Below are 24,160 nucleotides of genomic sequence, written 5' to 3'. Positions count from 1 at the left end.
AGGCAGGCCATACTTACCGCTGAGGGGCTTGCCGTTTTCAGACAGACAACCCTGTTGTGCGAAAGCGGCGCCGCTCCAGGTCACGTTAATGTTCAAACGGTTTTCGCACACAAGCCGCGCGCTCCCTGATCCTTGCGGGGGGGCGCATAGCCGCGCCGGAGGGCGGATTACGCCTGTCTCAGGCTAAGGCCGCGACAGCGGAAACCCCCTTGTATTTCGGCCGGGACTTTTATTGCGTCTGGTCATTCAGGGCAAGCATAAGGCTTAACAACTTTGCATAGGGCTGAGACATTCACCGGTTTTCATAAGGTTTCACAGTAAAAAAGCGTGCCGGGCACGCTTTCAGGTTGTTGACAAAGAAGGAAAAAGCGGGGGTTTTTCCTTCTTTGTGGTAAGCAGGCGAAAATCAATGCTTTGATTTTCAGTATTTTTTATTGTGTTTCATCCATCCTGTCTACGACAGGATGGGGTTTGTCAGCAGTCTCAAAACGTGCCGGGCACGCTTTTTATGTTACGGTGAGTATTACTTCAGATACTGCCCGCTGCGTAGCGCTTCGATGCGCTTATCCAGCGGCGGGTGCGTCATGAACATTTCACTTAACGACTTGCCTTTGCCGTTGATACAAAACGCCATCATATTGCTTGCTTCCTGCGGCTCGTAGCTGGTTTTCAGGCGCTGTAACGCAGCAATCATTTTTTCACGCCCCACCAGCTTCGCAGAGCCGGCGTCAGCGTGGAATTCACGGTGGCGGGAAAACCACATCGTAATGATGCTCGCCAGAATACCAAACACCAGTTCCAGCACCATCGCCACGGCAAAATAAATCATCGGGTTACCGTTGTTGCTTTCGCCATCGTCGCGGTTACCACTCAGGAAGCTGGTCGCAATCTGGGCAACAATACGCGAAATGAAGATAACAAAGGTATTTACTACGCCCTGTATCAGGGTCATTGTCACCATGTCGCCATTTGCGATATGGCTAATTTCATGCGCAATAACCGCTTCAGCTTCGTCCTGGCTCATATTCTGCAACAGGCCGGTACTGACAGCGACCAGCGACGCATCGCGGCGTGCGCCGGTCGCGAAGGCGTTAATATCCGGCGCGTGATAGACAGCAACCTGCGGCATAGCAATGCCCGCCTGCTGCGACTGGCGCTGGACAGTTTCCATCAGCCAACGCTCCGTTTCATTGCGCGGCTGCTCTATCACCTCTCCGCCAACGGAGCGCAGCGCCATCCATTTGGACATAAGCAGCGAAACAATCGAGCCGCCAAAGCCAAACAACAGCGCCATAATCATCAATCCCTGAACGCTGCTGGATTGTATTCCCGTCAGGCTCAGCACCAGCCCGAAAACAACCATGACAGCAAGGTTGGTCATCAGGAAAAGCGCGATTCGCATCATAATTTATTTTTACCTCTAATTAACAAATGCACTGCACGATTCCTTACATCCTGATGGGGTGTCACCTCGTTTTCAAGCTTTCAGCGCCGTCAGGTGTCTAAAAAGACACAACTTTACATTTTGTAGCATTTTGCTGACTCAAAAAAAGAGGGATAAAAAACAGGCACAATTTCTTGTGCCTGAGACTGCTGACAAACCCCATCCTGTCGCAGACAGGATGGATGAAACACAATTAAAAAGTAAGGAAAATCAATGCATTGATTTTCGCCTGCTTACCAAAAAGAAGGAAAAACCCGTTTTTCCTTCTTTATCAACACGCCGAGGCACAATTTCTTGTGCCTGTCCGCTCGTTTATTTGCCCGGCTGCGGCGCTGGCCGCTCTTTTTCCATTTTTGCCAAATCGCTGGCAATGAGCACCGTTTCATCAAGATAGGGGTCTGGCTCCTGGTAATCTTTGGGAAGGTCGTCCAGTTTCTTCAGCGCTGCCTTCCCGGCGCGCTTATAACGATCGTTAATTCGCGCCAGGCGGGTAGCATCATCTTCCTCGTTCTCTTTTTCACGCTGCGCGTAATTTAACGAAACAGTGTTACGCTTGTCCTTCATGGCGCGATAGCGCGCAATATCCTTTAAGATGTACTGAAATTCAGGGTCTTTCGCAATACGCGCCTGATGTAGCTTAAGCAATGCGGGCACAAACGTCGTCAGATCGTCTGACCGCGTCCAGGTCGCGGCTTTGATGCTGTCCCAGGGTAGCGCGTTATCCTCAAATTTTTCACCCGTTTCAGTTTCCTCGCTACCGGTCGGCATCAGAATATCCGGCGTCACGCCCTTACGCTGCGTACTGCCGCCGTTGATACGATAAAATTTCTGGATGGTGTATTGAACCGACCCCAGCGCTGGCCATTCCGGGCGCAGCATCTGGTCATAGATACGATTCAGGGACCGATATTGCTGTACGGTGCCCTTTCCAAAGGTTGGCTCCCCAACAATCAGCGCGCGACCATAATCCTGCATCGCAGCGGCGAAAATTTCCGACGCGGAGGCGCTAAAGCGATCAACCAGGACTACCAGCGGACCTTTGTAATACACCATACCGTCGTTATCGCTATCTTCGCGCACTTTACCGTTATTATCGCGCACCTGCACAATAGGCCCGGAAGGGATAAACAGCCCGGAAAGCGATACCGCTTCGGTTAACGCGCCGCCGCCGTTAGTGCGCAGATCGATGATAACGCTGCTGACATTCTGCTTCGCAAGCTTCTGAAGCTGCACTTTTACATCATCAGTCAGCCCCACATAGAAACCCGGAATATCCAGTACGCCGACTTTTTCCTTACCGACGTTTTTCACCGTCATTTTCACTGCGCGATCTTCAAGACGAATGCGTTCGCGCGTTAGCGTCACAATACGGGTTTTTGCTCCCTTACCGGCCGGCAGAATTTCAAGGCGCACCTTACTGCCCTTCGGCCCTTTAATAAGCGCGACCACGTCATCCAGACGCCAGCCAATGACATCCTGCATCTGCTTACCGGGCTGACCAACGCCAACGATGCGATCGCCCACGCTAATAGATTTGCTTTTTGCCGCCGGGCCGCCGGCAACCATCGAGTTGATGACGGTATAATCATCGTCCATTTGCAATACCGCGCCGATGCCTTCAAGAGAAAGGCTCATCTCTGTGTTGAATTGTTCAGTATTGCGCGGAGAAAGATAGTTAGTATGCGGATCGATTTCACGGGCGAAAGCGGTCATCACCAACGAGAAAACGTCTTCGCTTTTGGTCTGCGCAAGGCGGCGAATGGCAAATTTATAACGGCGCGCCAGCGTATCATGAATTTCTTTATCCGTTTTACCGGCAAGCTTCAGGCTTAAACGGTCATATTTTACTTTCGCATCCCAGAGACGATTTATCTCAGCCTCGCTGGCCGGCCACGGCGCCTTGCTGCGATCGAGATCAAACGTATCGTTGCCGGTGAAGTCCACCGGCTTATCAAGCACGGCGAGCGCATACTGATAACGTTCAAAACGCCGCTTCTGCGCCAGGTTAAACAGATCGTAAAACACCGTCAACTTGCCGCTGCGCAGCTCGTCGCCAGGGGTTGTTTTTTGTTTTTCGAACCGCTCGATATCGCTTGCCAGCAGCACATTGTGGCTGTAGTCCAGCAGATTAAGATAACGTGTGAAAATTTTTGCTGAAAAGGCGTCGTCAAGATCAAACTGCCGATAGTGCGAACGGGTAAAACGCGAGGTTACTCTCTCGCTCACCGTCGCGTGCTGAGGCTCTTCTTTCAGAACAGGAATCTGGTCAGCGCGCGTGATGTTGCCCACCGCCAGCGCGCTTCCCGCGAACAGAAACAGACTGGCGGCGGCCGTCATCTTACATAAAGCGTTCATGCCCTGGTCGACCTCCGTTTCAGAACAATAAATGTTCTGCGCGTACAATCAATGACATACCGGAGGCCAACTGCACACGGACACCGTCTTTCGTGATTTCTCCAACGGTTGCGTCCATCGCGTTGTTACCTGCTTTAACTTTTACGACCTGGCCCGGCTTCAGTGCGGAAATATCGGTTACCGGCGTGTGACGCGTTGCGGCATTTTCACGCGTTTGTTTTTCCGCGCGCGGCTTACGCTGTTCAGCGTTCTCTTTACGACGAGGCGCGGGACGGGGCTTGCGCTCACGGCGTGGCGCGTCTTCCTGGCTGGCAACGGCCGCGGCTTCGCGTTTTTTAGCCTGCTGGCTGGCGCGTTGCGCCTGGACGCGGGCTTTCGCCTCTTCAAGCTGTTTGCGGGCATGTTCTACATGCTGTTCCTCCAGTTCTCCACACGGGTTGCCGTCAAGGTCAACGCGGATAGCGCCGGATTTAATGCCATAGAGATAGCGCCAACTGGACGTATACAAACGCAGCGCGGAACGAAGCTGGGTTTTGCTAAGCTGCATTTCGCCTTCCACGCGCGCAACCAGATCCTGAAAAATGCCAATCTTCAGGGGGCGAGCTTCACCTACAGCGCTAAAGCATTGCGGGAAACGCTCAGCCAGAAAGGCGATCACTTCTTTACTATTGTTCAACTTGGGTTGATTTTCCATGAAATTTCCTGATTACAACGGGCTTTGCCGGCCAGGCCGCAGGCATGAACAGGCGCCATTATAATGACCCCATCGGCAAATGCTACGTTAACCGTTGTTTCTTATGCGCCAAAGGCTAAGTATTTTTTAAAATCAGTCGCGGCAATTACCGTCTCAAGATTCGCCGCCAGCTCGCGCAGGCCGCGCTCGTCCTGCGCGTCAAATCGCCCCGTATCAGTACTGTCAATGTCAAGAACAGCAAAAATCTGATTATTGAACGCCAGCGGCAGAACGATTTCAGACTTACTGGCCGCATCGCAGGCAATATGGCCTTCAAATGCGTGAACATCCTCCACGCGCTGAACTTCACGGGTCGCAACCGCCGTGCCGCATACTCCCCTGCCAACCGGGATGCGCACACAGGCAATTTTACCCTGAAACGGCCCAAGTACCAGCGTATCGCCTTCAAGAAGATAAAAACCGGCCCAGTTTACGCCAGCGAGGCGCTCAAAAAGCAGCGCGCTGGTATTCGCCAGCACGGCGAGAAAATGCGTCTCGCCTGCCATTAGCGCTCGAAAATCGCGGTTAAGCTCCGCGTAAAATTGTTCCTTGCCCATTGATTTCTTACTTACCTTTTCACAGTTTATTGCCCCGTTAAACTAAGCATTAAATGCTGTCATGCTCAAGGCAAATCACGAATACGTTACTATGATGAGCGAATGTAAAAAAAGAAAAAGCGATTATGGCGCTAAAACACCGGCTTTTAACACAGGACACCCCCCTCGTCATTCAGCGCATCGGCGCAGCCTTACCGCGCCCGCGCTATCAACGTTGCCCTGAATGCGATACTCCCTTTCTGCTGCCGATGGTGAAACCCTGGCAAAACGCTTACTGTCCCTGTTGTCACGCCAAAGTACACAACGGCCGTGACTGGCCGCTGTCTCGCCTTATTAGCATGGCGGTCGCCATGCTGCTGCTGATGCCCTTCGCCTGGGGCGCGCCGTTGCTTGAACTGTGGTTGCTCGGCAGCCATATCAATGCCAACGTTATGCAGGGGATTTGGCAGATAGCACAGCAAGGCGATCCGATAACCGCTTCAATGATACTGTTTTGCGCCGTGGGCGCTCCCGTTACGCTTGCGCTAGCCATTATCTGGCTGTGGCTTGGCAACCGCCTTGGCGTAAATTTGCGTCCAGTTTTACTGATGCTGGCGCGGCTCAAAGAGTGGGTTATGCTGGATATCTATTTGGTTGGCATTGCCGTTGCCACAATTAAAGTGCAGGAATACGCCTATATTACCCACGGCTATGGGCTATGGGCTTTTGTTGCGCTGACGTTGCTCAGTATCCTGACGCTCATTCATCTTAACATTGAGCAGCTCTGGCTGCGCTTTTACCCCCAACCCGCCGCGCGTTATTACAGCGATAAGCTGCGCGTGTGTCTCGGCTGCCATTTCACCGGGCTGCCGGACGCGCATGGCCGCTGTCCACGCTGCCACATACCGTTGACTCAACGCCGTCCAATGAGCCTGCAAAAGTGCTGGGCGGCGCTGATCGCCTCGCTGATCTTTCTGATTCCGGCTAATCTTCTACCTGTCTCAGTCGTTTACGTTAACGGCGCGCGTCAGGAAGATACCATTTTCTCCGGCATTATATCGCTTGCCTCCGGCAACGCCGCCGTGGCGGGCGTAGTGTTTATCGCCAGTATACTGGTGCCCTTCACTAAGGTGTTGGTGCTGATTACGCTGCTGCTTAGCATTCATTTCAAATGCGTGCAGGGCCTGCGCGCGCGCGTCCTGCTGCTGCGTTTTATCGCCTGGATCGGGCGCTGGTCGATGCTCGATCTGTTTGTTATTTCACTGACCATGTCACTGGTCAATCGCGACCAACTTCTGGCTTTTACAATGGGGCCTGCGGCGTTCTATTTCGGCGCTGCGGTAATTTTGACTATTCTTGCAGTGGAATGGCTGGACAGCCGATTACTTTGGGATGCACATGAGTCAGGAAACGCCAGCTTCACCGACTGAAGCGCACATTAAAACAAAACGCCGTATTTCCCCTTTCTGGCTACTGCCGGTCATCGCGCTGCTTATTGCTCTGTGGCTGGGCTGGAAGACCTGGCAGGAGCACGGAACGACCGTCACAATCGATTTTATCTCCGCAGACGGCATCATCGCCGGACGCACGCCAGTACGCTACCAGGGCGTGGAGATAGGCACCGTGCAAACCGTGCGCCCCAGTAAAGATTTGCGCAAAATTGAAGTAACGGTCAGCATAAAAAGCGATATGCAGGACGCGCTGCGCGCTGAAACCCAGTTCTGGCTGGTAACGCCTAAAGCCTCTCTGGCGGGCGTTTCCGGGCTGGATGCGCTGGTGAGCGGTAACTATATCGGCATGATGCCAGGCAAGGGCAAAGCGCAGGATCACTTTGTCGCGCTGGATACACAGCCCAAATACCATCTTAATAACGGCGAGCTGATGATCCATTTAACCTCGCCCGACCTCGGTTCGCTCAACAGCGGTTCGCAGGTTTACTTCCGCAAAATTCCGGTCGGTCGCGTGTATGACTACGCGATTAATCCCGGTAATCAGGGGGTAACCATTGATGTGATCATCGATCGGCGCTTTACAAGCCTGGTAAAACAGGACAGCCGCTTCTGGAACGTTTCAGGCGTGAAGGCCGACGTGGGGCTCAGCGGCGCCCGGGTATCGCTGGAAAGCCTGAGCGCACTGGTTAATGGCGCTATCGCATTCGACTCGCCAACAGGCTCCGATGCCGCCCGGCAGAACACGACATTTACGCTTTATCCGGACCTGGCGCACAGTCAGCGCGGCGTACAAATCAAGCTACAGTTGCCCGGCGGCGATGGCCTTAAGGCCAACGCAACGCGGTTAATGTACCAGGGGCTGGAAGTGGGAACGCTCACCAAACTTGATCTTCAGGAAAACGGTGGCGTGACCGGCGTGTTGACCGTCGATCCGAGCGTCGTTAGCCTGATGCGTACACATACGCGCATTGAATTACGTAAACCTGAATTGTCGCTCAGCAACCCGGGCATCAACAGTCTTCTGGAAGGCGCGTCTTTTGAACTTATCCCCGGCGAAGGGGCGGCGCGTGATAACTTCGTAGTCTTAGCTGAAAACAAAACGCCGCTCCAGCGGCCAGGCGTACTGAAACTGACGCTTAATGCGCCGGAAAGTTACGGGATTGAAGCCGGTCAACCGTTAAAGTTACACGGCGTACAGGTAGGCCAGGTGATTGATCGCAGCCTTACCGCCGGCGGCGTTAAATTCACTATCGCCATCGACCCTCAGTACAAATCGCTGATTAAAGGCGACAGTAAATTTGTAGTAAATAGCCGCGTGGATGTAAAAGTGGGCATAGATGGCGTGGAGTTTCTCGGCGCCAGCGCCGGGGAGTGGATTAACGGCGGCATCCGTATTCTGCCGGGCAAAAACGGCGCGCTAAAATCCGCCTACCCGCTCTATGCCAACCTCGATCGCGCTATTGAAAACAACCAGGGCGAACGCCCCACGCCCACACTGACGCTTTCAGCCTCCAGTCTGCCCAATGTACAGACGGGTTCCGTTGTGCTCTATCGCAAATTTGAGGTAGGCGAAGTCATTGTTATTCGCCCACGCAGCAACGCTTTCGATATCGACGTCTATATTAAGCCGCAGTACCGTCATCTGCTCACCCCGGACAGCATATTCTGGGCTGAAGGCGGCGCAAAGGTGCAGCTCAACGGCAGCGGCCTGACCGTGCAGGCATCGCCGCTATCTCGCGCGCTGAAAGGCGCCATTAGCTTCGACAACCTTTCAGGCGCAGGAAAAAGCGGCAAACGCGTGCTCTACCCTTCAGAAACCGCCGCGCGCGCAGTCGGTAGCCAGATTACATTGCACGCGTTTGATGCCGGCAAGCTCTCGCCAGGGATGCCCATTCGCTATCTGGGTATTGATATCGGTCAGCTAGCATCGCTCAAGCTACTCACCGATCGCAGCGAGGTACAGGCCACTGCGGTGCTATACCCGCAATACGTTGACAGCTTCGCTCGCGGCGGCACGCGTTTTTCCATTATTACGCCGAAAATTTCCGCCGCCGGGGTGGAAAACCTCGACACCATTTTACAACCCTATATCAATGTAGAACCGGGACACGGCGGCCCACGACGCAGTTTCGAAATCCAGGAAGCCACCATTACCGACTCTCGCTATCTTGACGGCCTGAGTATTGTAGTTGAAGTGCCAGACGCCGGCGCGCTCAGCGTCGGAACGCCCGTGCTGTTTCGGGGGATGGAGGTAGGCACCGTAACCGGTATGCGCCTTGGCGATCTTTCCGATCGCGTAATGGTGGGGCTGCGCATCAGTAAGCGCTATCAGCATCTGGTGCGTAATAGTTCCGTATTCTGGCTGGCCTCCGGCTATAGCCTGGATTTTGGGCTGACAGGCGGAGTGGTGAAAACCGGCACATTTAATCAATTCATTCGCGGCGGCATCCAGTTTGCCACGCCGCCGGGCACCCCGCTGGCGCCAAAAGCGCAGCCGGGCAAACACTTCCTGCTCCTTGATAATGAGCCCAAAGAGTGGCGCGAATGGGGAACGGCCCTACCCCGCTAACCGCAGCGCTCCGATGAAATCCCGGGGCGTAGAGACTGCCGCCAAACGCCTTTGGCCCGAAGCGCAAAAAAATAATTCGTAAAATCAAAAAAATGGGTTTTCGGTAAACAGAAAAAGAGAGCAATCCCCCCGCTTTTATCCGCTTTGTCATCAATCTAAGCGCCCCGATGAGTTATCGGGGCGCATATGGTAGGATTGCGTCTTATACAGAGCACTCTGATGGGGCATCCTTTGGTTCAGAACCCTTCATTTTTACCTGAGGCGTTTCTTGACGCTATGCGCGCCGCTATGCCAGCCGCGCATGATTTCAACGATTTTATTGCTGCCTGCCAGCGCCCGCTGCGCCGCAGCCTGCGCATCAATACGCTAAAAATCAGCGTCGAAGATTTCCTTGCCCGCGTAGCGCCCTACGGCTGGCGATTGTCGCCCGTTCCCTGGTGCCCCGAGGGCTTCTGGATAACGCGTGACGACGAAGATGCGCTACCGCTGGGCAGCACCGCAGAGCACCTGTGCGGGCTGTTTTATATTCAGGAAGCCAGCTCCATGCTGCCGGTCAGCGCGCTCTTTGCCGACGGCAACGCGCCGCTGCGCGTTATGGATATGGCGGCCGCGCCCGGCTCCAAAACCACGCAAATCGCAGCGCGCATGGAAAACCGTGGCGTCATTCTCGCCAATGAATATGCCGCCAGCCGCGTCAAGGTTCTGCACGCCAATATCAGCCGCTGCGGCGTCAGCAATGCAGCGCTGACCCATTTTGACGGCCGGGTGTTCGCAGCCGCCCTGCCTGAAACCTTTGACGCCATTCTGCTTGACGCGCCTTGTTCAGGCGAGGGCGTGATACGAAAAGACCCGGACGCCCTGCGCAACTGGTCGCCCGACAGCAACAGCGAAATTGCCGCAACCCAGCGTGCGCTTATTGACAGCGCCTTTCATGCGCTACGCCCCGGCGGGATGCTGGTTTACTCTACCTGCACGCTAAACCAGCAGGAAAATCAGCAGGTGTGCCGCTGGCTACTGGAGCGTTATCCCAACGCGCTGGAAGTCGTGCCGCTCAACAATCTGTTCGACGGCGCCGAAAAAGCGCTTACTGCCGAAGGTTTTCTGCATGTCTTCCCGCAAATATACGACTGCGAAGGCTTTTTCGTCGCACGCCTGCATAAAACGGGCAGCGTTGCCCCACTGCCTGCCCCGCGTTATAAAACCGGCAATTTTCCTTTCACACCGCTAAAAACGCGCGAGCAGGACGAGGTCAGGCTGGCGGCAGCCCGGGTCGGTTTACGCTTGCCGGATGCGCACACGCTGTGGCAGCGAGATAAAGAGCTGTGGCTGTTTCCTGCCGATATCGCGCCATTGCTGGGCAAAGTACGCTTTTCCCGTATCGGTCTTCGCCTTGCGGAAGTTTTTAATAAAGGCTACCGCTGGCAGCACGAAGCCGTCATTGCGCTTGCCGACGCAGGCCACGACTGCGCCTGGGCGCTGAGCGCGCAGGAGGCGCAGGAATGGTTTCGCGGACGGGATATTTATCCGCGCGCGACGCCAACGCATGATGTCGTTATTGTAACCTGGCAAGGCGCCGTCCTGGGGCTGGCTAAGCGGGTGGGCTCGCGTCTGAAAAATAGCTATCCCCGCGAACTGGTGCGGGACGGTAAACTGTTTGCTGACACGCTTATCGCGGATAATAATTAACCTTTTTCCCCTGGCAACAGGCGTAAAACAGGCTACTCTGGATCTGTATGGCCATATCTGGTCATACCAGACTATCGAAAAATCAGGGAGCTTGTTATGGCTAAAACCAGCGTCAGAATCGGCAATTTCGAAATCGACGATGCCGAATTAAGTAGCGAAACTCAGGGTGAGAGAACCTTAAGTATCCCCTGCAATTCCGATCCCGATCTGTGCATGCAGCTTGATGCCTGGGATCACGAAAGCAGCGTTCCTGCACTGCTTAACGGCGAACACTCTCTTCTCTACCTTGAGCATTACGACCGCAGCAATCACGCCTGGATTATGCGCATAGGCTGACCCCCCAAACCCGTCGCCAGACGGGTTATTGCGCATATTGCCAAAAAGGAAAATAGGGTTTTACCTTCGTTATAATCCGCCTTTTTGATTTTTTTATTTAGCTTTCAATCGATTCGGGACGAAGCTGTCCGGCTTATAGCCTCGTTAACTTATCATTATTTTCCTTACCGCCGCTTTGCCCTACACTTAACCGCGAAGAGGGTGGAGTTGGGGTTGTCATGTTCGCGCTGGTTTTGTTTGTCTGCTATCTGCACGGAGGCTGTGACGATCTTGTTATTGAGGTATTCAATACTGAAGCGCAGTGTCTGTCAGCAATGAAAGAACAGCGCATTCGTCACGGCGGTTGTTATCCCGTGGAGGAATTCATCAGTGGTTTCTGGAATCCCGCTCACGAATACAGCGATTTTTGAGCTATTGCATTTGTACCAGCGTCAGCCGGTTGCCAAATACCGCCCCTGTATCAATATAATGCTGGTTATAAAAGTGCAGCGGCTCCTGTAGCGGCGTGTGCCCAAACCAAAAGCGGTCGGCGCCCGCTATTGCTTTTCCCTCCCCGCGCAGGTGGCGTGTAATCCTCTCCCGCCCCCATACCACCCGCTGTCTGTCTACCGGTTTACCCCAGACATAGCTGTCGGAAGGATAGTCCGCATGTGCAACGATCTCTGTTTTCCCCTGGACATGCAGTTCAATAATCAGCGGTAGCTCGGCGCACCGGTACAAACGCGCCTGAACCTGCGCACGCGCCAGCTTATCAAGCTGGCGAAACCAGTTACCGCCGTTTAACGACCATGCTGACACGTCTTCGCTACGCAACGCATCCATTGCCATTTCTTCATGGTTTCCACGCACAGCGCGAAACCAGGGTTTATCAAGCAATGCCAGACAACCAGGGCTATCTGGCCCACGATCGATAAGATCGCCTACGGAGATAACCAGGTCGGACCAGGGATTAAATCGCAGCCGCCTCAGGTGACGGGCAAACAGCGCCAGGCAACCGTGCAAATCGCCAACCAACCAAATATGTCGCCACGCCGCGCCGTTAATTCGCTGATACATATTTCGCCTCAGAGTAAAAAGTATAACCACCTGGTCCCTGTCTATAAAAAAGCCTTCCCCTATTCTGCAGGTTAATAAATAAGCTTATTGTGGATAATTCAACACACAACAGCACAAACAGGAAAATAAAAGGCGTTTTTTAGCAGAATTCAACAAATTTTATTTAATTAACCACGATATGTTTCCATAAACAGAAACATTGAGGTGATATATGCTAAGACGTAAATGTCCCGCGCTGAATACATTCATTATTTTTCTGCTGCTGGCCAACTGTGCGGCGCTCTCTGTCGGCATTCTTTTTGTAGACGTGCTGTGCTTACATAACCATGTTGGTGAAATATCAGTGACTGAATTCACCCAGGAAGCTCTTTTACTGGCCTGTGCCGCGCTGTGGTTGCGCAGTGCGCTAAAAACGCCCGCGCTGCGCGGGGGTTGCATACTTATTGCCGGTTTTTATGCTGCGCTGCTCATCCGGGAGCTGGATTACTATTTTGACGCTATTTATCACGGCGCGTGGCTGTGGTTTGCGCTTATCACTACCGCGGCGGCGCTGTGGTTCGCCCGGCGCTGGCGCCACTCCGTGCTGCCGGGGCTTAATGCGTTCACCCGCCACCCGGCATCGGGTTATACCCTTTGCGGGCTGGTCACTATACTGATTTTTTCCCGCCTTTTTGGGATGAGCGCATTCTGGCAGACGCTGCTTGGGGATAATTATGTCATGGCGGTTAAAACCGCTATTGAAGAAGGCACTGAACTGATGGGCTATACGCTGTGTTTATTTTCCAGCGTATGGTTTTGTCCGGGCCTGAAAACGAAAACGCGCGCGCTTTTACTTAACCGGCCTGCTCCACTCCAGGAGCCTCTACAGGCAACTGAAAACCTGGCTTATTGCGCCTCTGCCAACCCCATCCGTGATTCGCTAAACTGAGCGCCTACAGGCCACCTGCCGATGCGCCGCCAGAACCCGCGTAAAGGGGCGCCTGCGCATTAAAACCGAAGCATCGGGCATCCGGGGCCGGGCAATACAAAGGCGCACAGGATGTTATTTTTGCCCCCAGGTCTGTCAGGCTACCCGACGCAGGCCCCAACAAAGGCAAATCAGGTAAACGCGATAAGTGAGCATCGGATGACAGGATTATTTTTCCGTAAATTAATTGTTAAAGTAATTTTTGTTGTGGTATAAAAACAAAGCGGGAATACAGCTATACGAAGGATTTCGGCATCTTAACTGTAACCGTTTGTTTTAAAAAAGATAAAAAAAGACCGAATACGATTCCTGTATTCGGTCCAGGGAAATGGCTCTTGGGAGAGAGCCGTGCGCTAAAAGTTGGCATTAATGCAGGCTAAGTCGCCTTGCTTTATAAGAGTAGTCGAACGCCGCAGGTTTTCCAGCTTATTGCCGGTAAGGCAGAGAAAAATCCTGTGCTCTCTTGTTTTTCCTTAGAAAAAACCGCCGCTCCGGTAAGGAAGCCTGGCGGTTTTTTATATTTACGGCATCAACAAAGCTTCTGCGCGCGCGCGATAAACGGCGCCAGACTCATCTTCTGCCCCGGCGCGGCGGGATTGTCTGCCAGAATAGCATCAATCGGCTGACCGCGCGTTTTGCCTTCTTTAATCTGTGCTGCCGCTACATCGTTAAGCGGATATTGCATCAGCGTACTCGGGTTAATCACAAACAGCGCGCCGCCGGGGCGGCAGGCGAGCATGACCTCTTCACGGTTAAAAGCCCATTTATCTTTGCCCACTTCAAATCGGCTTACCGTCATTATCTGCGGCGCCGCCAGAGCAGCGCCTGAAGCCGCAAGCAACAGCGTTGTCAGTAATTTTTTCATCATTAACCATTCCGCAATTAAAAAGGTTGTAAGGTGGCAAAAAGACTCACGCCCGCCAGCGCCAACAGCGCCAGCGCCACCTCAAGTTGTGTCAACATCACAAACGTGCGCTGAGCGCGAAAGCCATCACGCGTAAAGCGCGACACCAGGACATAACGGTTGACCAGCGCAATGCCGATCATGGCCGCCACCAGCGCAATTTTTACCAACAGCAGATGCACATAACCACTGTGCCAGGGCCATCGCCAACCCAGTATGAACAGGCTGTTCACTATACCGGTGATGACCGCCAGCGCCACCGCAATATGGCCGTAGCGCGAATACCGCATCATCGCGCCAGTCGCAGCTTCACGCCAGCGCGGCTTATGCGCCATACGCATACAAATTAGCAGCGGCGGCAGCCCGCCTATCCACCATGCCACTGATAGCAAATGCAGACTGTGATTAAGGCGGTGTAGCAGCCCGGTAACGCCTTCATGCATCGTGGCATGGCCAGTACCCGCCAGCATTATCAGTTGTACAGCCGCGAGGCAGATTAGCAGAGGCTGAAGGCGGTATGGACGAAGCGCCACCGCAGTTAAAGTAATAGCGGCCAACATAATCTGCCACAGCCAGACGGCGCCAAAACGCGTACCCAGCACCGCTAACCAGACAGCAGGGTTGAAGACATCTCCCCAGCCCTGCCCCATTAGCCCCGCCTGTAGAGCCACAATCAACAGCACGGCGACAGCATTAATCATCCCCGACGGCAACCATAGCCACGCCAGACGACGCGCCATCACGGCGCGAAAATCTCCGCGCGCCAACCACTCGCTGCAGACGGCGGCGCCAGCCAGCAGCATCAGCGCCAGAAAGTGGACGAACCTCAGGCAGACAAAAGCAGCATCAAGCATTATTGCTCTACGTGAAAACGATAGCTGCCGTGGGTTTTGTGACCATCAACCGACACAGCATGCCAGTCAACCCGCCATTCGCCCACTCCCGGCGTAGCCTGTAGCGCAACAATCAGGTTTCGGTTGTCACCCGGATCGACGCGTGCGGTTTCGGTAGCGATTTTTTGCCGTTGCGGGCCGCTCAGCGTTACGCCACTAAACGATGGCTCCACATCTTCAGAAAAGCGCAGCGTTAGCGTTTGTGGGGCAGCGCCCACGCGGGCGTCCGCCGCCGGTATCTGTGATACCAGGTGCGCGTGGGCGAAAACAACAGCGGGAGAAAAAGAAGCGATGAGAAGCGCAGATGCAAGGTAATTGATACGTAAGGCCATACGGTCATTCCCTTTACTTATGAAAATAAGCGCCCAGAATACCCCTCGCACAACCCCGGATCCATCTTTCTGCCATTCAATAAAGCAGAAATACTTGTCAATACGCGCTGCGCGCAGTAACGTCAACGCCGTTAGTACGGAGGTCGATATGAAATATAACCTGGCGGAGCTGGAGCAAAGCGAGATGGATAAGGTCAACGTAGATCTTGCCGCTGCCAGCGTCGCTTTCAAAGAACGTTACAATATGCCGGTTATCGCTGAAGCCGTGGAAAGAGAACAACCTGAAAAACTGCGCGACTGGTTTCGGGAGCGGTTAATCGCTCACCGTCTGGCCTCAGTCAATCTCTCGCGTCTGCCGTGGGAACCGACAAGCAAATAACCGGCAGCCCCGCAGAAAGGGCGATAAGCCGGGAAATGACAGCGTTATCGGCGCACGCTATCGGTATTACGGCTCAGAGCTATTCTGCAATCGGATAAGCAAATGCATCTGTTTAACGTTATCATGCCACATTATGTTGACCTGTCGCCCGTGGCGGCATCTTCTGAATAATCGCTATGCTACGAATTATCGATACTGAAACCTGCGGTTTGCAGGGAGGGATTGTGGAGATCGCCTCAGTCGATATCATCGACGGCTGTATTGCCAACCCAATGAGCGACCTTGTGCGCCCCGACAGGCCCATCAGCCCGCAGGCTATGGCGATACACGGTATTACTGAAGAGATGGTGGCGGCTAAGCCCTGGATTGAAGACGTAATCCCGCGCTATCTCGGTAGCGCCTGGTATGTTGCCCATAACGCCAGCTTCGACAGCCGCGTACTGCCGGATATGCGGGGAGAATGGATCTGCACCCTGCGCCTGGCGCGTCATCTGTGGCCGGGTATTAAATACAGCAATATGGGGCTTTATAAATCGCTAAAGCTGCACATTGATACGCCTGAGGGGCTGCATCATCACCGTGCGCTGTTTGATTGCTATATTACCGCTGCGTTACTGTTGCACATTATGGAAGTGTCGGGCTGGACGCCTGAACAAATGGCCGCTATTACCGGACGTCCGACGCTGCTGCAGGCGCTGCCGTTTGGTAAATATCGCGGCGAGTCGTTTGAAGATATCGCCCGACGCGATCCCGGTTATCTGCGCTGGATGTCCAGTAATCTTAAGACGATGACGCCCGAGCTGCGTCTGACGCTGCGCCACTGGCTGGATACGTAACAGTCTAAAGCGTTTTAACCGGTAGCGTGCCCTGCGCGAGCGCAACCAGAAACGCATACTCCAGCGACACCCCTTCCCAGGATTTAAACCGCCCGGACTTGCCGCCGTGGCCGGAATCCATATCAGTGCATAGCAGCAACAGCGTATCGTCGCGTTTCATTTCCCGCAGCTTCGCTACCCATTTCGCCGGCTCCCAGTACTGGACCTGGGAGTCATGCAGTCCGGTTGTCACCAGCATATGCGGATATGCTTTTTCCTCCACGCGGTCATAGGGGCTGTATTCTTTCATATACCAGTAATAGTTCTCATCCTGCGGATTCCCCCACTCCTCAAATTCGCCGGTAGTCAGCGGAATAGACTCATCAAGCATCGTGGTCACAACGTCAACAAACGGCACCTGCGCCACTACCCCGTGAAACAGTTCCGGGCGCTGGTTAACAACCACCCCCATCAGCATCCCGCCCGCGCTGCCCCCCATCGCGTAAAGGTGTCCCGGCGCGCCATAGCCCTGCTTTAACAGCGCGTCGCATACGTCGAGATAGTCATGAAACGTGTTCATTTTTTTCAGGAACTTTCCGTCTTCATACCAGCACTGCCCAAGCTCGCCGCCGCCGCGCACATGAGCGATGGCGTAAACAAACCCGCGATCCAGTAGGCTGAGGCGGCTGGTGCTGAAATCAGCGTCGATGCTGCTGCCGTAAGAGCCGTAGCCGTATACCAGCAGCGGGTTTTTCCCCCGTTGAAAATGCTTTTTGTGATACACCAGCGATACCGGTACCTCCACTCCGTCACGCGCTTTTACCCACAGATGCTCGCTGCGATAGTTATCGCCGTCAAAGCCGTTGACTTCGGTCTGTTTCAGGATGCGCCGCTCGCCGGTATTCATATTCAGCTCAAATAGCGTATCCGGGGTTGTCATCGATGAGTATCCGTAACGTAACCACGCCGTTTCCGGTTCCGGATTATTGGCAAGCCAGGTCACATAGGCCGGATCGTCAAACGCGATTCCGCTCTCTTCGCCGGTTTTACGGTTGATCTGTCGCAGGCTGGTCAGCCCGCGCTCGCGCTCTTCCACAACCAGCCAGTCGGTAAATAATGTATAGCCTTCCAGCATGACGCGCTCGCGCGTTGGGATCACCACTTCCCAGCGCCGCTCGTCGCGCAGCCGGGTGCGATACAGACCAAAATTTTTCCCCTCATGATTAGAGCGTATCCAGAAATAGTGCTGGTAATGATCGAGGCTGTATTCCCTGTCCCGGCGGCGGGGTAAAAAAACCTGCGGCTGAGCATCGGGCATTTCGGCATCCACCAGCAGCACTTCGCTGCTGGTGGCGCTATTAAGCGCGATAATAATAAAATGGCGCGACGAGGTTTTATGAACGCTAACGTAAAACGTATCGTCCCGCTCTTCATAAACCAGCTCGTCATCGCGCGACGGGCTGCCCACCGTATGGCGCCATACCTGATAAGGCAGCAGCGTAACCGGATGTTTACGCACGTAATAAAGCGTCGTTGAATCGTTCGCCCACACAAAATCGGGCGAAACATTTTCCAGTAGCTCAGGATACCAGTTGCCGGTTGCAAGGTGGCGAAAACGGATACCGTACTGACGACGCGACAGGAAATCCTCCGCGACCGCCATTACGGTATTGTCAGGCGTAACAGACAGGCCGCCGAGCGTATAAAATTCGCTGTGCGCGGCCCGTTTATTACAGTCCAGCAGATTATCCCACGGCTCCCATTCTTCACGCTGCGCAGACTGGCGCTGCCAGATAGCATATTCGCAGCCTTCATCAAAAATATAGCGATAGCGATAGTCGTTTTTCACCCAGGAGGCTGAAACATCACGCTGGGGAATGCGCCCTACCATTTCCTTTAGCAGACTGTCCTGAAGCGCCTGCTGAGATGCCATGATACGCCGACCGTAGTCGTTTTCTTCATGAAGATAATCCAGCACATCAGGAGACGATCGGTCGTCGTCCCGAAGCCAGTAGTAGTTATCAATGCGTGTATCCCCATGAATGGTAAGGGCGTGCGGCACTTTTTTCGCTTTTGGAGGCATGTCGTCGTCTTCTTTTTTGTCTGTCACACTCCTTTAAGGGTGTGCAAAAGCAGCAAGACTTGCAAGCGGTGCCTGAAACGAAAGGTTCCAGCGCGGCCCGTGGACACGTTTGCCACAAGCCGGGTAAATATCGCTAACCTGCGGGGAGCTGGCGTTTCTGTTGTGCAATATCGTGCGCTATACCCTCGCGCACGTCCTGGGGGATTTTCAACGCATCACCCAGCGCATTAAGGTAGCTGCGTTCCATAAAATGGTCGATATCAATAGCCGCGCAGCTAAGGAAATAGAGTTCCAGAGCTTCTTCCTCATTCTGCACGCCCTGAGCCAGACGCTGCGGATCGAGCGGTTGCTCGATGGCCTGCTGCACCAGCGCGCGCGCCTGCTGTTCCACGCCTGCCTCGCGCAGATGTTGCTCAATATTCTGACGTTCTTTATCGTCAATATGGCCGTCGCTTTTTGCGGCAAAAACCAGTGCCAGAATCAACCGCTCGGTACGCATATCCAGCGGCGTCGTATGTCGGCCCCACTCGGGTTCTCCCTGGTGAGACTGGCGGATTTTATCTTTATATTTATTCCAGAGCAGCGAACCTGCCAGCGCGCCGCCGCCAATCAGCAGCGCGCTACCGCCATATTTGGTTAATAGCTTGCGCGATGATTTACTGGCGACTAACAGGCCTGCCAGGCCACCGAGCGCCCCTGGCGCCAGCAGTTTGCTCAACCCCTGTTCCTGCTTATTTTCCTGATGCTGGCCGCTTGCCTGCCCCAGCATCGTCTGCAGTTGGCCTAACCAGTTTGCCATTATCTCCTCCGGGAATATGCCAGTGATACCCGCAGCGTATGACATCCATTGTCAGGAAGCGTAGGGAAAAGAAAATAAAGCAAAACGTAGACTGCGCAAAACGCCGGGGGCGACCGGGTTTGGCCCCAACCGCCTGTAAAATAAACTGGGGAAAACAGCGCATGAAATGTCGGCTGGCCCCTCCGGAAAAGCAGCGCCTGCGTTTTCTCTCATGTGCGTCAACGTCAATTATAACGGCGCCGCGCAGCGTCGCCGTATAACAACAGCCGGATAAAATGTGCCGGTAATCCGGCCACGCAAAGACCGCCCCATGCGGGCGTAGCCACGGCTTATCGCTACGCTTTCTTCTTTTACTTCGCCACGTTCATTACGTAAGACGCCGGGATAGCCTGCCACCTGCGCCGCTCAGGCAGCAGCGCGCGTTTTTTTAGCGCCGCGCGCGCAAGGGGGCGTTTCATCCGACGCGGCAGCCGGACTGTCTGCCGCCAGCGGCGCAGCGGCCTCCTTCGGCAGCTTGCCGGTTTTCAGCAATGCGTTAAGCGCATCTTTTTCCTGCGCCAACCACATAGCAAGCCCGTCGACCTGTTCCGGCTCCAGCATCACCGGCGAGCGGGTTAACCACTCGCCCATCGCCTCGGCCAAATCCAACATTTTATCCCAGGCATCAGCTTCCTTCTTACTGGCAAAAGACATTTTTTCCTCACCTTGCCTGACAACCACGTATTTAATTTCTACCGTCATGTGCAGCTCCGGATCCACTGTATTAATAAACAGTATAACAAAAATGCGTTGCGTGAACAATTTGCCAGACGGCTGCATACGCAATCGTTTTCGTTTATACTGCGCCGGTTTTTTTACCGGGAACGAGAGGTTGTTATGTTAGGAACCGCGCTGCGTCCTTCAGCCACGCGCGTTATGCTGCTGGGTTCAGGAGAGTTGGGAAAAGAGGTGGCTATTGAGTGCCAACGCCTGGGTCTGGAAGTTATTGCAGTCGATCGTTATGCCGACGCTCCTGCTATGCAGGTTGCGCACCGCAGTCATATTATCAATATGCTTGATGGCGCTCAGCTTGCAGCGCTGGTTGCGCTCGAAAAGCCGCATTATATCGTGCCGGAAATCGAAGCCATCGACACTGACGCGCTGGTCGCCCTTGAGCGCCAGGGGTTACGCGTGGCACCGTGCGCCAGAGCCACGCAGCTAACCATGAATCGCGAAGGTATTCGCCGCCTTGCCGCCGAAGCGCTGGCGTTACCCACCTCGGCCTATCGTTTTGCCGACGACGAAGCCGCGTTTCATCAGGCGGTTAGCGAGGTAGGTTTGCCCTGTATCGTCAAACCGGTCATGAGTTCTTCCGGCAAAGGCCAATATTTTATTCGCAGCGCATCACAGCTTGCTAAAGCGTGGGACTGCGCGCAACAGGGCGGCCGCGCCGGCGCCGGCCGCGTCATTGTGGAATCGGTTGTAAATTTCGATTTTGAAATTACGTTGCTTACGGTCAGCGCAGTTGATGGTATCCATTTTTGCGCGCCCGTTGGCCACCGTCAGCAGGACGGGGATTACCGTGAATCCTGGCAGCCGCAGAAGATGAGCCCTGCTGCGCTGGCAAAAGCGCAGGCTGTGGCGGAAAAAATCGTCCGCGCGCTCGGCGGCTATGGCCTGTTCGGCGTAGAACTGTTTGTGTGCGGCGATGAAGTGATATTCAGCGAAGTCTCGCCGCGCCCGCACGACACTGGTATGGTCACAATGATTTCACAGGATTTATCGCAGTTCGCTTTGCACGTGCGCGCCTTTCTCGGCCTGCCTGTCGGCGCCATTCGCCAGTACGGCCCGGCGGCATCAGCGGCGCTGTTGCCGTCGCTGAAAAGCAACGATATACGCTTTATTAACCCTGCCGTCGCCTGCGAAGCCGGCATGCAGCTACGCCTGTTCGGCAAGCCGGAAATCGACGGTTCACGCAGGCTGGGCGTGGCGCTGGCAACGGGTGAAACCGTAGACAGCGCGGTTGGGCGAGCAAAGAGCGCGGTCGCAAAACTGTGCGTTGAGGGACCGATGCGCTAAAGTCAACCGCGCAAGCCTGCACATACGCCGCAAATATAAACGGGGGCATGTGTTGCCCCGTCATAACAAAACACCGGCGTTACGCAAAGCCACGGCGATATAAAAGCCTGGCGCGCGTGGCTTTGCTTGTGCGAGTTATTTCGCGCCGTCAACCGCCTCGCGCGCCAGGCGAGTGATGCGCGCGTAATCGCCCGTATCCAGCGCATCCTGCGGCACCAGCCACGATCCGCCGATACACAGCACGCTCTTCAGCGCCAGGTAATCCCGATAGTTAGCCGCAGAGATGCCGCCGGTAGGGCAAAAGCGTACCTGTGAGAATGGGCCGGCGATGGCCTGGAGCGCTTTCACGCCGCCGTTGGCCTCAGCCGGGAAAAATTTAAACTCGCGCAGACCGTAATCCATTCCCAACATCAGTTCAGAAACAGTACTAATACCGGGGATGAGCGGAATGCTGCCTTTCGTTGCGGCATCGAGCAGCGGTTCAGTCAGGCCCGGACTAATAGCAAACTGCGCGCCTGCCGCGGTGACATCGGCAAGCTGCTGTGAATTAATTACGGTACCGGCGCCGACAATGGCTTGCGGCACTTCGTCAGCGATAAGGCGAATCGCCTCCATTGCGCACTCGGTGCGCAGGGTCACCTCCAGTACGCGCACGCCGCCTGCGACCAGCGCTTTTGCCATCGGTACGGCGTGCTCTATTTTTTTGACCACAATCACCGGTACAACCGGGCCGGTAGTCAGAATTTGTTCCGCACTTGTTTTCCATTTATTCATCAGAGACTCTCTCTCGTGAAGGTTAAACCAACTTCCTGAAATTCAATACAGGTTGCGCCCTGCTCCGCGCCTGACAACTTTTCACGCAGCGCGTTAAACATTTCACGCCCGCTTCCCCTACGCACAGCGCTCAGATCGGGGCGATACGCTTCACGCTGCGCCAGCGCGACGCTGTCTACCAGCAGCGTCAGTTCGCCGGTCTGGCCGTCAACGCGAATCAGGTCGCCATCGCGCGCTTTCGCCAACAGGCCGCCATCATACGCTTCCGGCGTAACGTGGATAGCAGAGGGTACTTTCCCGGAAGCGCCGGAGAGGCGACCATCGGTCACCAGCGCAATTTTGAAACCGCGGTCCAATAATACACCGAGCGGCGGCATCAGTTTATGTAATTCTGGCATGCCGTTCGCTTTCGGCCCCTGATAACGCACCACCACGACGCAATCGCGATCCAGTTTACCCGCTTCAAACGCAGGCACGACATCGTGCTGGCTTTCGAAAATCACCGCTGGCGCTTCAATAACCAGGTTAGCCTGCGGTACAGCGGAGGTTTTCATAACCGCGCGCCCCAGATTGCCGCTGAGTACTTTGGTGCCGCCATGTCGGGAAAACGGCTTGTCGATAGCGGCAATAACGTCTTTATCCAAAGAGGCGTTTGCGCCTTCACGCCAGTCCAGTTTACCGGCATTAAGCCACGGCTCCAGGGTGTAACGCCGCAGACCGAAGCCGGCTACGGTATTAACATCTTCATGCAGCAGCCCCCCTTTGAGCAGTTCACGCATCAGCACCGGCACGCCGCCCGCCGCCTGGAAGTGATTAATATCCGCCGGGCCGTTAGGATATAAACGCGCTATTAACGGCACGGATTCTGACAGATCAGAGAAATCGTCCCAGTTGATAATGATGCCCGCCGCGCGCGCCATCGCGACCAGATGCATGGTATGATTGGTGGAGCCGCCAGTCGCCAGCAGCGCCACAATGCCGTTTACAACCACTTTTTCATCGATCATTTTTCCCAGCGGCATCCAGGCGTTGCCATTGCCGGTCATACGCACCACCTGGCGCGCTGCGGCGGCAGTCAACTCTGCGCGTAGCGGCGCGTCAGGGTGAATAAACGAAGCGCCCGGCAACTGCATTCCCATAAATTCCACCACCATCTGGTTTGTGTTGGCAGTACCGTAGAAGGTGCAGGTACCGGGAGCGTGATAAGACGCCGCCTCAGATTCCAGTAACGCGCTGCGATCCACTTTACCTTCGGCAAAAAGCTGGCGAATGCGCACTTTTTCTTTATTCGGCAGGCCGCTTGCCATTGGCCCTGACGGTACGAATACCGCAGGCAGGTGCCCAAAAGAAAGGGCCGCCATCGCCAGCCCTGGTACAATTTTATCGCAAACGCCAAGATACAGCGCGCCGTCAAACATATTATGGGAAAGCCCTACGGCCGCAGACATAGCAATCACTTCCCGGCTCAGCAGCGACAGCTCCATGCCGTCCTGCCCCTGTGTCACGCCGTCGCACATAGCGGGCACGCCGCCTGCAACCTGCCCTACAGCGCCAACGCTGTGCAGCGCCTGGCGTATTTGTTCCGGATAATGTTCGTAAGGCTGGTGGGCGGAGAGCATGTCGTTATAAGAGGTGATGATAGCGATGTTGTTACGCAACATACTCTTTAACGCCGCCTTATCTTCAGGCTGGCAGGCTGCAAAACCGTGGGCCAGATTGCCGCAGGCCAGCGTAGAACGACGTACTGTATTTGTCTTCGCGGCGTCAACGCCTGCAAGGTAAGCTTCGCGGGTAGGTCGAGAGCGTTCGATGATGCGATTTGTTACCCGTAACATTTCTGGATTCACAGAGACTCCTTATAATCTGTAATGCCCTGAGTAGAACACATTCTTTGCAAACGGAACGAAAAGCCCCGCCAAACGCATATTACAGGCCGGTGCAGGGCGAAAACGCTTTTGCCAGTGTAAATAAAAAAGCCTCACGGGAGAAC

General features: G+C 54.6%; 22 protein-coding genes. 9 read left to right on the top strand and 13 right to left on the bottom strand.

The genetic code is table 11. The features are described from left to right. Positions 1–523 precede the first annotated feature (523 nt). The 4 genes from htpX to JJB97_RS00425 form a co-directional block, all read right to left on the bottom strand. Complete coding sequence (htpX, locus tag JJB97_RS00440; RefSeq protein WP_238711806.1) at positions 524–1,405, bottom strand: protease HtpX; 882 nt, start codon at positions 1,403–1,405, stop codon at positions 524–526. A gap of 351 nt (positions 1,406–1,756) precedes the next feature. Continuing rightward, on the bottom strand, positions 1,757–3,799 hold the full coding sequence (gene prc, locus JJB97_RS00435) for a carboxy terminal-processing peptidase (RefSeq protein ID WP_263457805.1): 2,043 nt from the start codon (positions 3,797–3,799) through the stop codon (positions 1,757–1,759). A gap of 19 nt (positions 3,800–3,818) precedes the next feature. Continuing rightward, positions 3,819–4,493 carry an RNA chaperone ProQ gene (gene proQ, locus JJB97_RS00430; RefSeq protein ID WP_238711805.1) on the bottom strand — a complete coding sequence of 225 codons (675 nt, stop codon included), beginning with the start codon at positions 4,491–4,493 and terminating at the stop codon, positions 3,819–3,821. A gap of 101 nt (positions 4,494–4,594) precedes the next feature. Continuing rightward, positions 4,595–5,089: a GAF domain-containing protein gene (locus JJB97_RS00425; RefSeq protein ID WP_238711804.1), complete on the bottom strand. Its 495-nt coding sequence runs from the start codon at positions 5,087–5,089 to the stop codon at positions 4,595–4,597. A 125-nt stretch (positions 5,090–5,214) separates the two neighbouring features. Between JJB97_RS00425 and yebS the strand changes: the two genes are divergently transcribed. The 5 genes from yebS (at position 5,215) to JJB97_RS00400 (ending at position 11,520) form a co-directional block, all read left to right on the top strand. Next, on the top strand, positions 5,215–6,498 hold the full coding sequence (gene yebS, locus JJB97_RS00420) for a membrane integrity lipid transport subunit YebS (RefSeq protein ID WP_238711803.1): 1,284 nt from the start codon (positions 5,215–5,217) through the stop codon (positions 6,496–6,498). Beyond that, positions 6,467–9,088: a PqiB family protein gene (locus JJB97_RS00415; RefSeq protein WP_238711802.1), complete on the top strand. Its 2,622-nt coding sequence runs from the start codon at positions 6,467–6,469 to the stop codon at positions 9,086–9,088. The genes yebS and JJB97_RS00415 overlap by 32 nt, the downstream gene beginning before the upstream one ends. A 219-nt stretch (positions 9,089–9,307) precedes the next feature. Beyond that, positions 9,308–10,774 carry a 16S rRNA (cytosine(1407)-C(5))-methyltransferase RsmF gene (gene rsmF, locus JJB97_RS00410; protein WP_399197833.1) on the top strand — a complete coding sequence of 489 codons (1,467 nt, stop codon included), beginning with the start codon at positions 9,308–9,310 and terminating at the stop codon, positions 10,772–10,774. Positions 10,775–10,870: 96 nt separating this feature from the next. Continuing rightward, complete coding sequence (locus JJB97_RS00405; RefSeq protein ID WP_238711801.1) at positions 10,871–11,110, top strand: YebV family protein; 240 nt, start codon at positions 10,871–10,873, stop codon at positions 11,108–11,110. A gap of 218 nt (positions 11,111–11,328) precedes the next feature. Continuing rightward, complete coding sequence (locus tag JJB97_RS00400; RefSeq protein ID WP_238711800.1) at positions 11,329–11,520, top strand: YdfD/YebW family protein; 192 nt, start codon at positions 11,329–11,331, stop codon at positions 11,518–11,520. A gap of 1 nt (position 11,521) precedes the next feature. Here JJB97_RS00400 and JJB97_RS00395 read toward each other — a convergent pair whose 3' ends face one another. Next, a complete protein-coding gene (locus JJB97_RS00395; protein WP_238711799.1) occupies positions 11,522–12,166 on the bottom strand; it encodes a metallophosphoesterase in 645 nt (214 codons plus the stop codon). A 211-nt stretch (positions 12,167–12,377) separates the two neighbouring features. On the opposite strand from JJB97_RS00395, the gene JJB97_RS00390 reads away from it, so the two are divergent. Continuing rightward, the gene (locus JJB97_RS00390; RefSeq protein WP_238711798.1) at positions 12,378–13,094 is read left to right on the top strand and encodes a hypothetical protein; all 717 of its coding nucleotides are present in this window, start codon (positions 12,378–12,380) and stop codon (positions 13,092–13,094) included. Between the two features lie 568 nt (positions 13,095–13,662). Here the strand turns inward: JJB97_RS00390 and JJB97_RS00385 are convergent. From JJB97_RS00385 to yobA, 3 genes are read right to left on the bottom strand one after another with little or no spacing between them, the layout of a single operon-like run. After that, positions 13,663–14,001 carry a YebY family protein gene (locus JJB97_RS00385; protein ID WP_238711797.1) on the bottom strand — a complete coding sequence of 113 codons (339 nt, stop codon included), beginning with the start codon at positions 13,999–14,001 and terminating at the stop codon, positions 13,663–13,665. 14 nt (positions 14,002–14,015) lie between these two features. Beyond that, positions 14,016–14,891, bottom strand: a complete 876-nt coding sequence (gene copD, locus JJB97_RS00380) for a copper homeostasis membrane protein CopD (protein WP_238711796.1) — start codon at positions 14,889–14,891, stop codon at positions 14,016–14,018. After that, positions 14,891–15,262, bottom strand: a complete 372-nt coding sequence (gene yobA, locus JJB97_RS00375) for a CopC domain-containing protein YobA (RefSeq protein WP_238711795.1) — start codon at positions 15,260–15,262, stop codon at positions 14,891–14,893. Before yobA ends, copD begins: the two co-directional genes overlap by 1 nt. A 148-nt stretch (positions 15,263–15,410) precedes the next feature. On the opposite strand from yobA, the gene JJB97_RS00370 reads away from it, so the two are divergent. Together JJB97_RS00370 and exoX are read left to right on the top strand one after the other, a co-directional pair. After that, positions 15,411–15,641: a DNA polymerase III subunit theta gene (locus JJB97_RS00370; protein WP_238711794.1), complete on the top strand. Its 231-nt coding sequence runs from the start codon at positions 15,411–15,413 to the stop codon at positions 15,639–15,641. A gap of 176 nt (positions 15,642–15,817) precedes the next feature. Further along, entirely contained in the window at positions 15,818–16,477 is a 660-nt protein-coding gene (gene exoX / locus JJB97_RS00365; protein WP_238711793.1) for an exodeoxyribonuclease X, read from the top strand. A 4-nt stretch (positions 16,478–16,481) separates the two neighbouring features. Here exoX and ptrB read toward each other — a convergent pair whose 3' ends face one another. From ptrB to JJB97_RS00350, 3 genes are all read right to left on the bottom strand, one after another. Continuing rightward, positions 16,482–18,539, bottom strand: coding sequence for an oligopeptidase B (ptrB, locus tag JJB97_RS00360; protein ID WP_238711931.1), 2,058 nt, complete (start codon positions 18,537–18,539; stop codon positions 16,482–16,484). Between the two features lie 133 nt (positions 18,540–18,672). Beyond that, positions 18,673–19,338 carry a tellurite resistance TerB family protein gene (locus JJB97_RS00355; RefSeq protein WP_238711792.1) on the bottom strand — a complete coding sequence of 222 codons (666 nt, stop codon included), beginning with the start codon at positions 19,336–19,338 and terminating at the stop codon, positions 18,673–18,675. 405 nt (positions 19,339–19,743) lie between these two features. Continuing rightward, a complete protein-coding gene (locus JJB97_RS00350) occupies positions 19,744–20,079 on the bottom strand; it encodes a YebG family protein (RefSeq protein ID WP_238711791.1) in 336 nt (111 codons plus the stop codon). Between the two features lie 135 nt (positions 20,080–20,214). Here JJB97_RS00350 and purT point away from each other — a divergent pair, with 135 nt between their 5' ends. After that, complete coding sequence (gene purT / locus JJB97_RS00345) at positions 20,215–21,396, top strand: formate-dependent phosphoribosylglycinamide formyltransferase (RefSeq protein ID WP_238711790.1); 1,182 nt, start codon at positions 20,215–20,217, stop codon at positions 21,394–21,396. Positions 21,397–21,531: 135 nt separating this feature from the next. Here the strand turns inward: purT and JJB97_RS00340 are convergent, their stop codons facing one another. Next, entirely contained in the window at positions 21,532–22,170 is a 639-nt protein-coding gene (locus JJB97_RS00340; RefSeq protein ID WP_238711789.1) for a bifunctional 4-hydroxy-2-oxoglutarate aldolase/2-dehydro-3-deoxy-phosphogluconate aldolase, read from the bottom strand. Beyond that, positions 22,170–24,017 (bottom strand): phosphogluconate dehydratase, encoded by a 1,848-nt coding sequence (gene edd, locus JJB97_RS00335; RefSeq protein ID WP_238711788.1) that lies wholly within the window; start codon positions 24,015–24,017, stop codon positions 22,170–22,172. The genes JJB97_RS00340 and edd overlap by 1 nt, the downstream gene beginning before the upstream one ends. Positions 24,018–24,160: the final 143 nt, after the last annotated feature.

This window comes from Tenebrionibacter intestinalis (assembly GCF_016632365.1).
Classification (GTDB): Bacteria; Pseudomonadota; Gammaproteobacteria; order Enterobacterales; family Enterobacteriaceae; genus Tenebrionibacter; species Tenebrionibacter intestinalis.
This window is presented reverse-complemented; position numbering and strand designations above follow the sequence as displayed.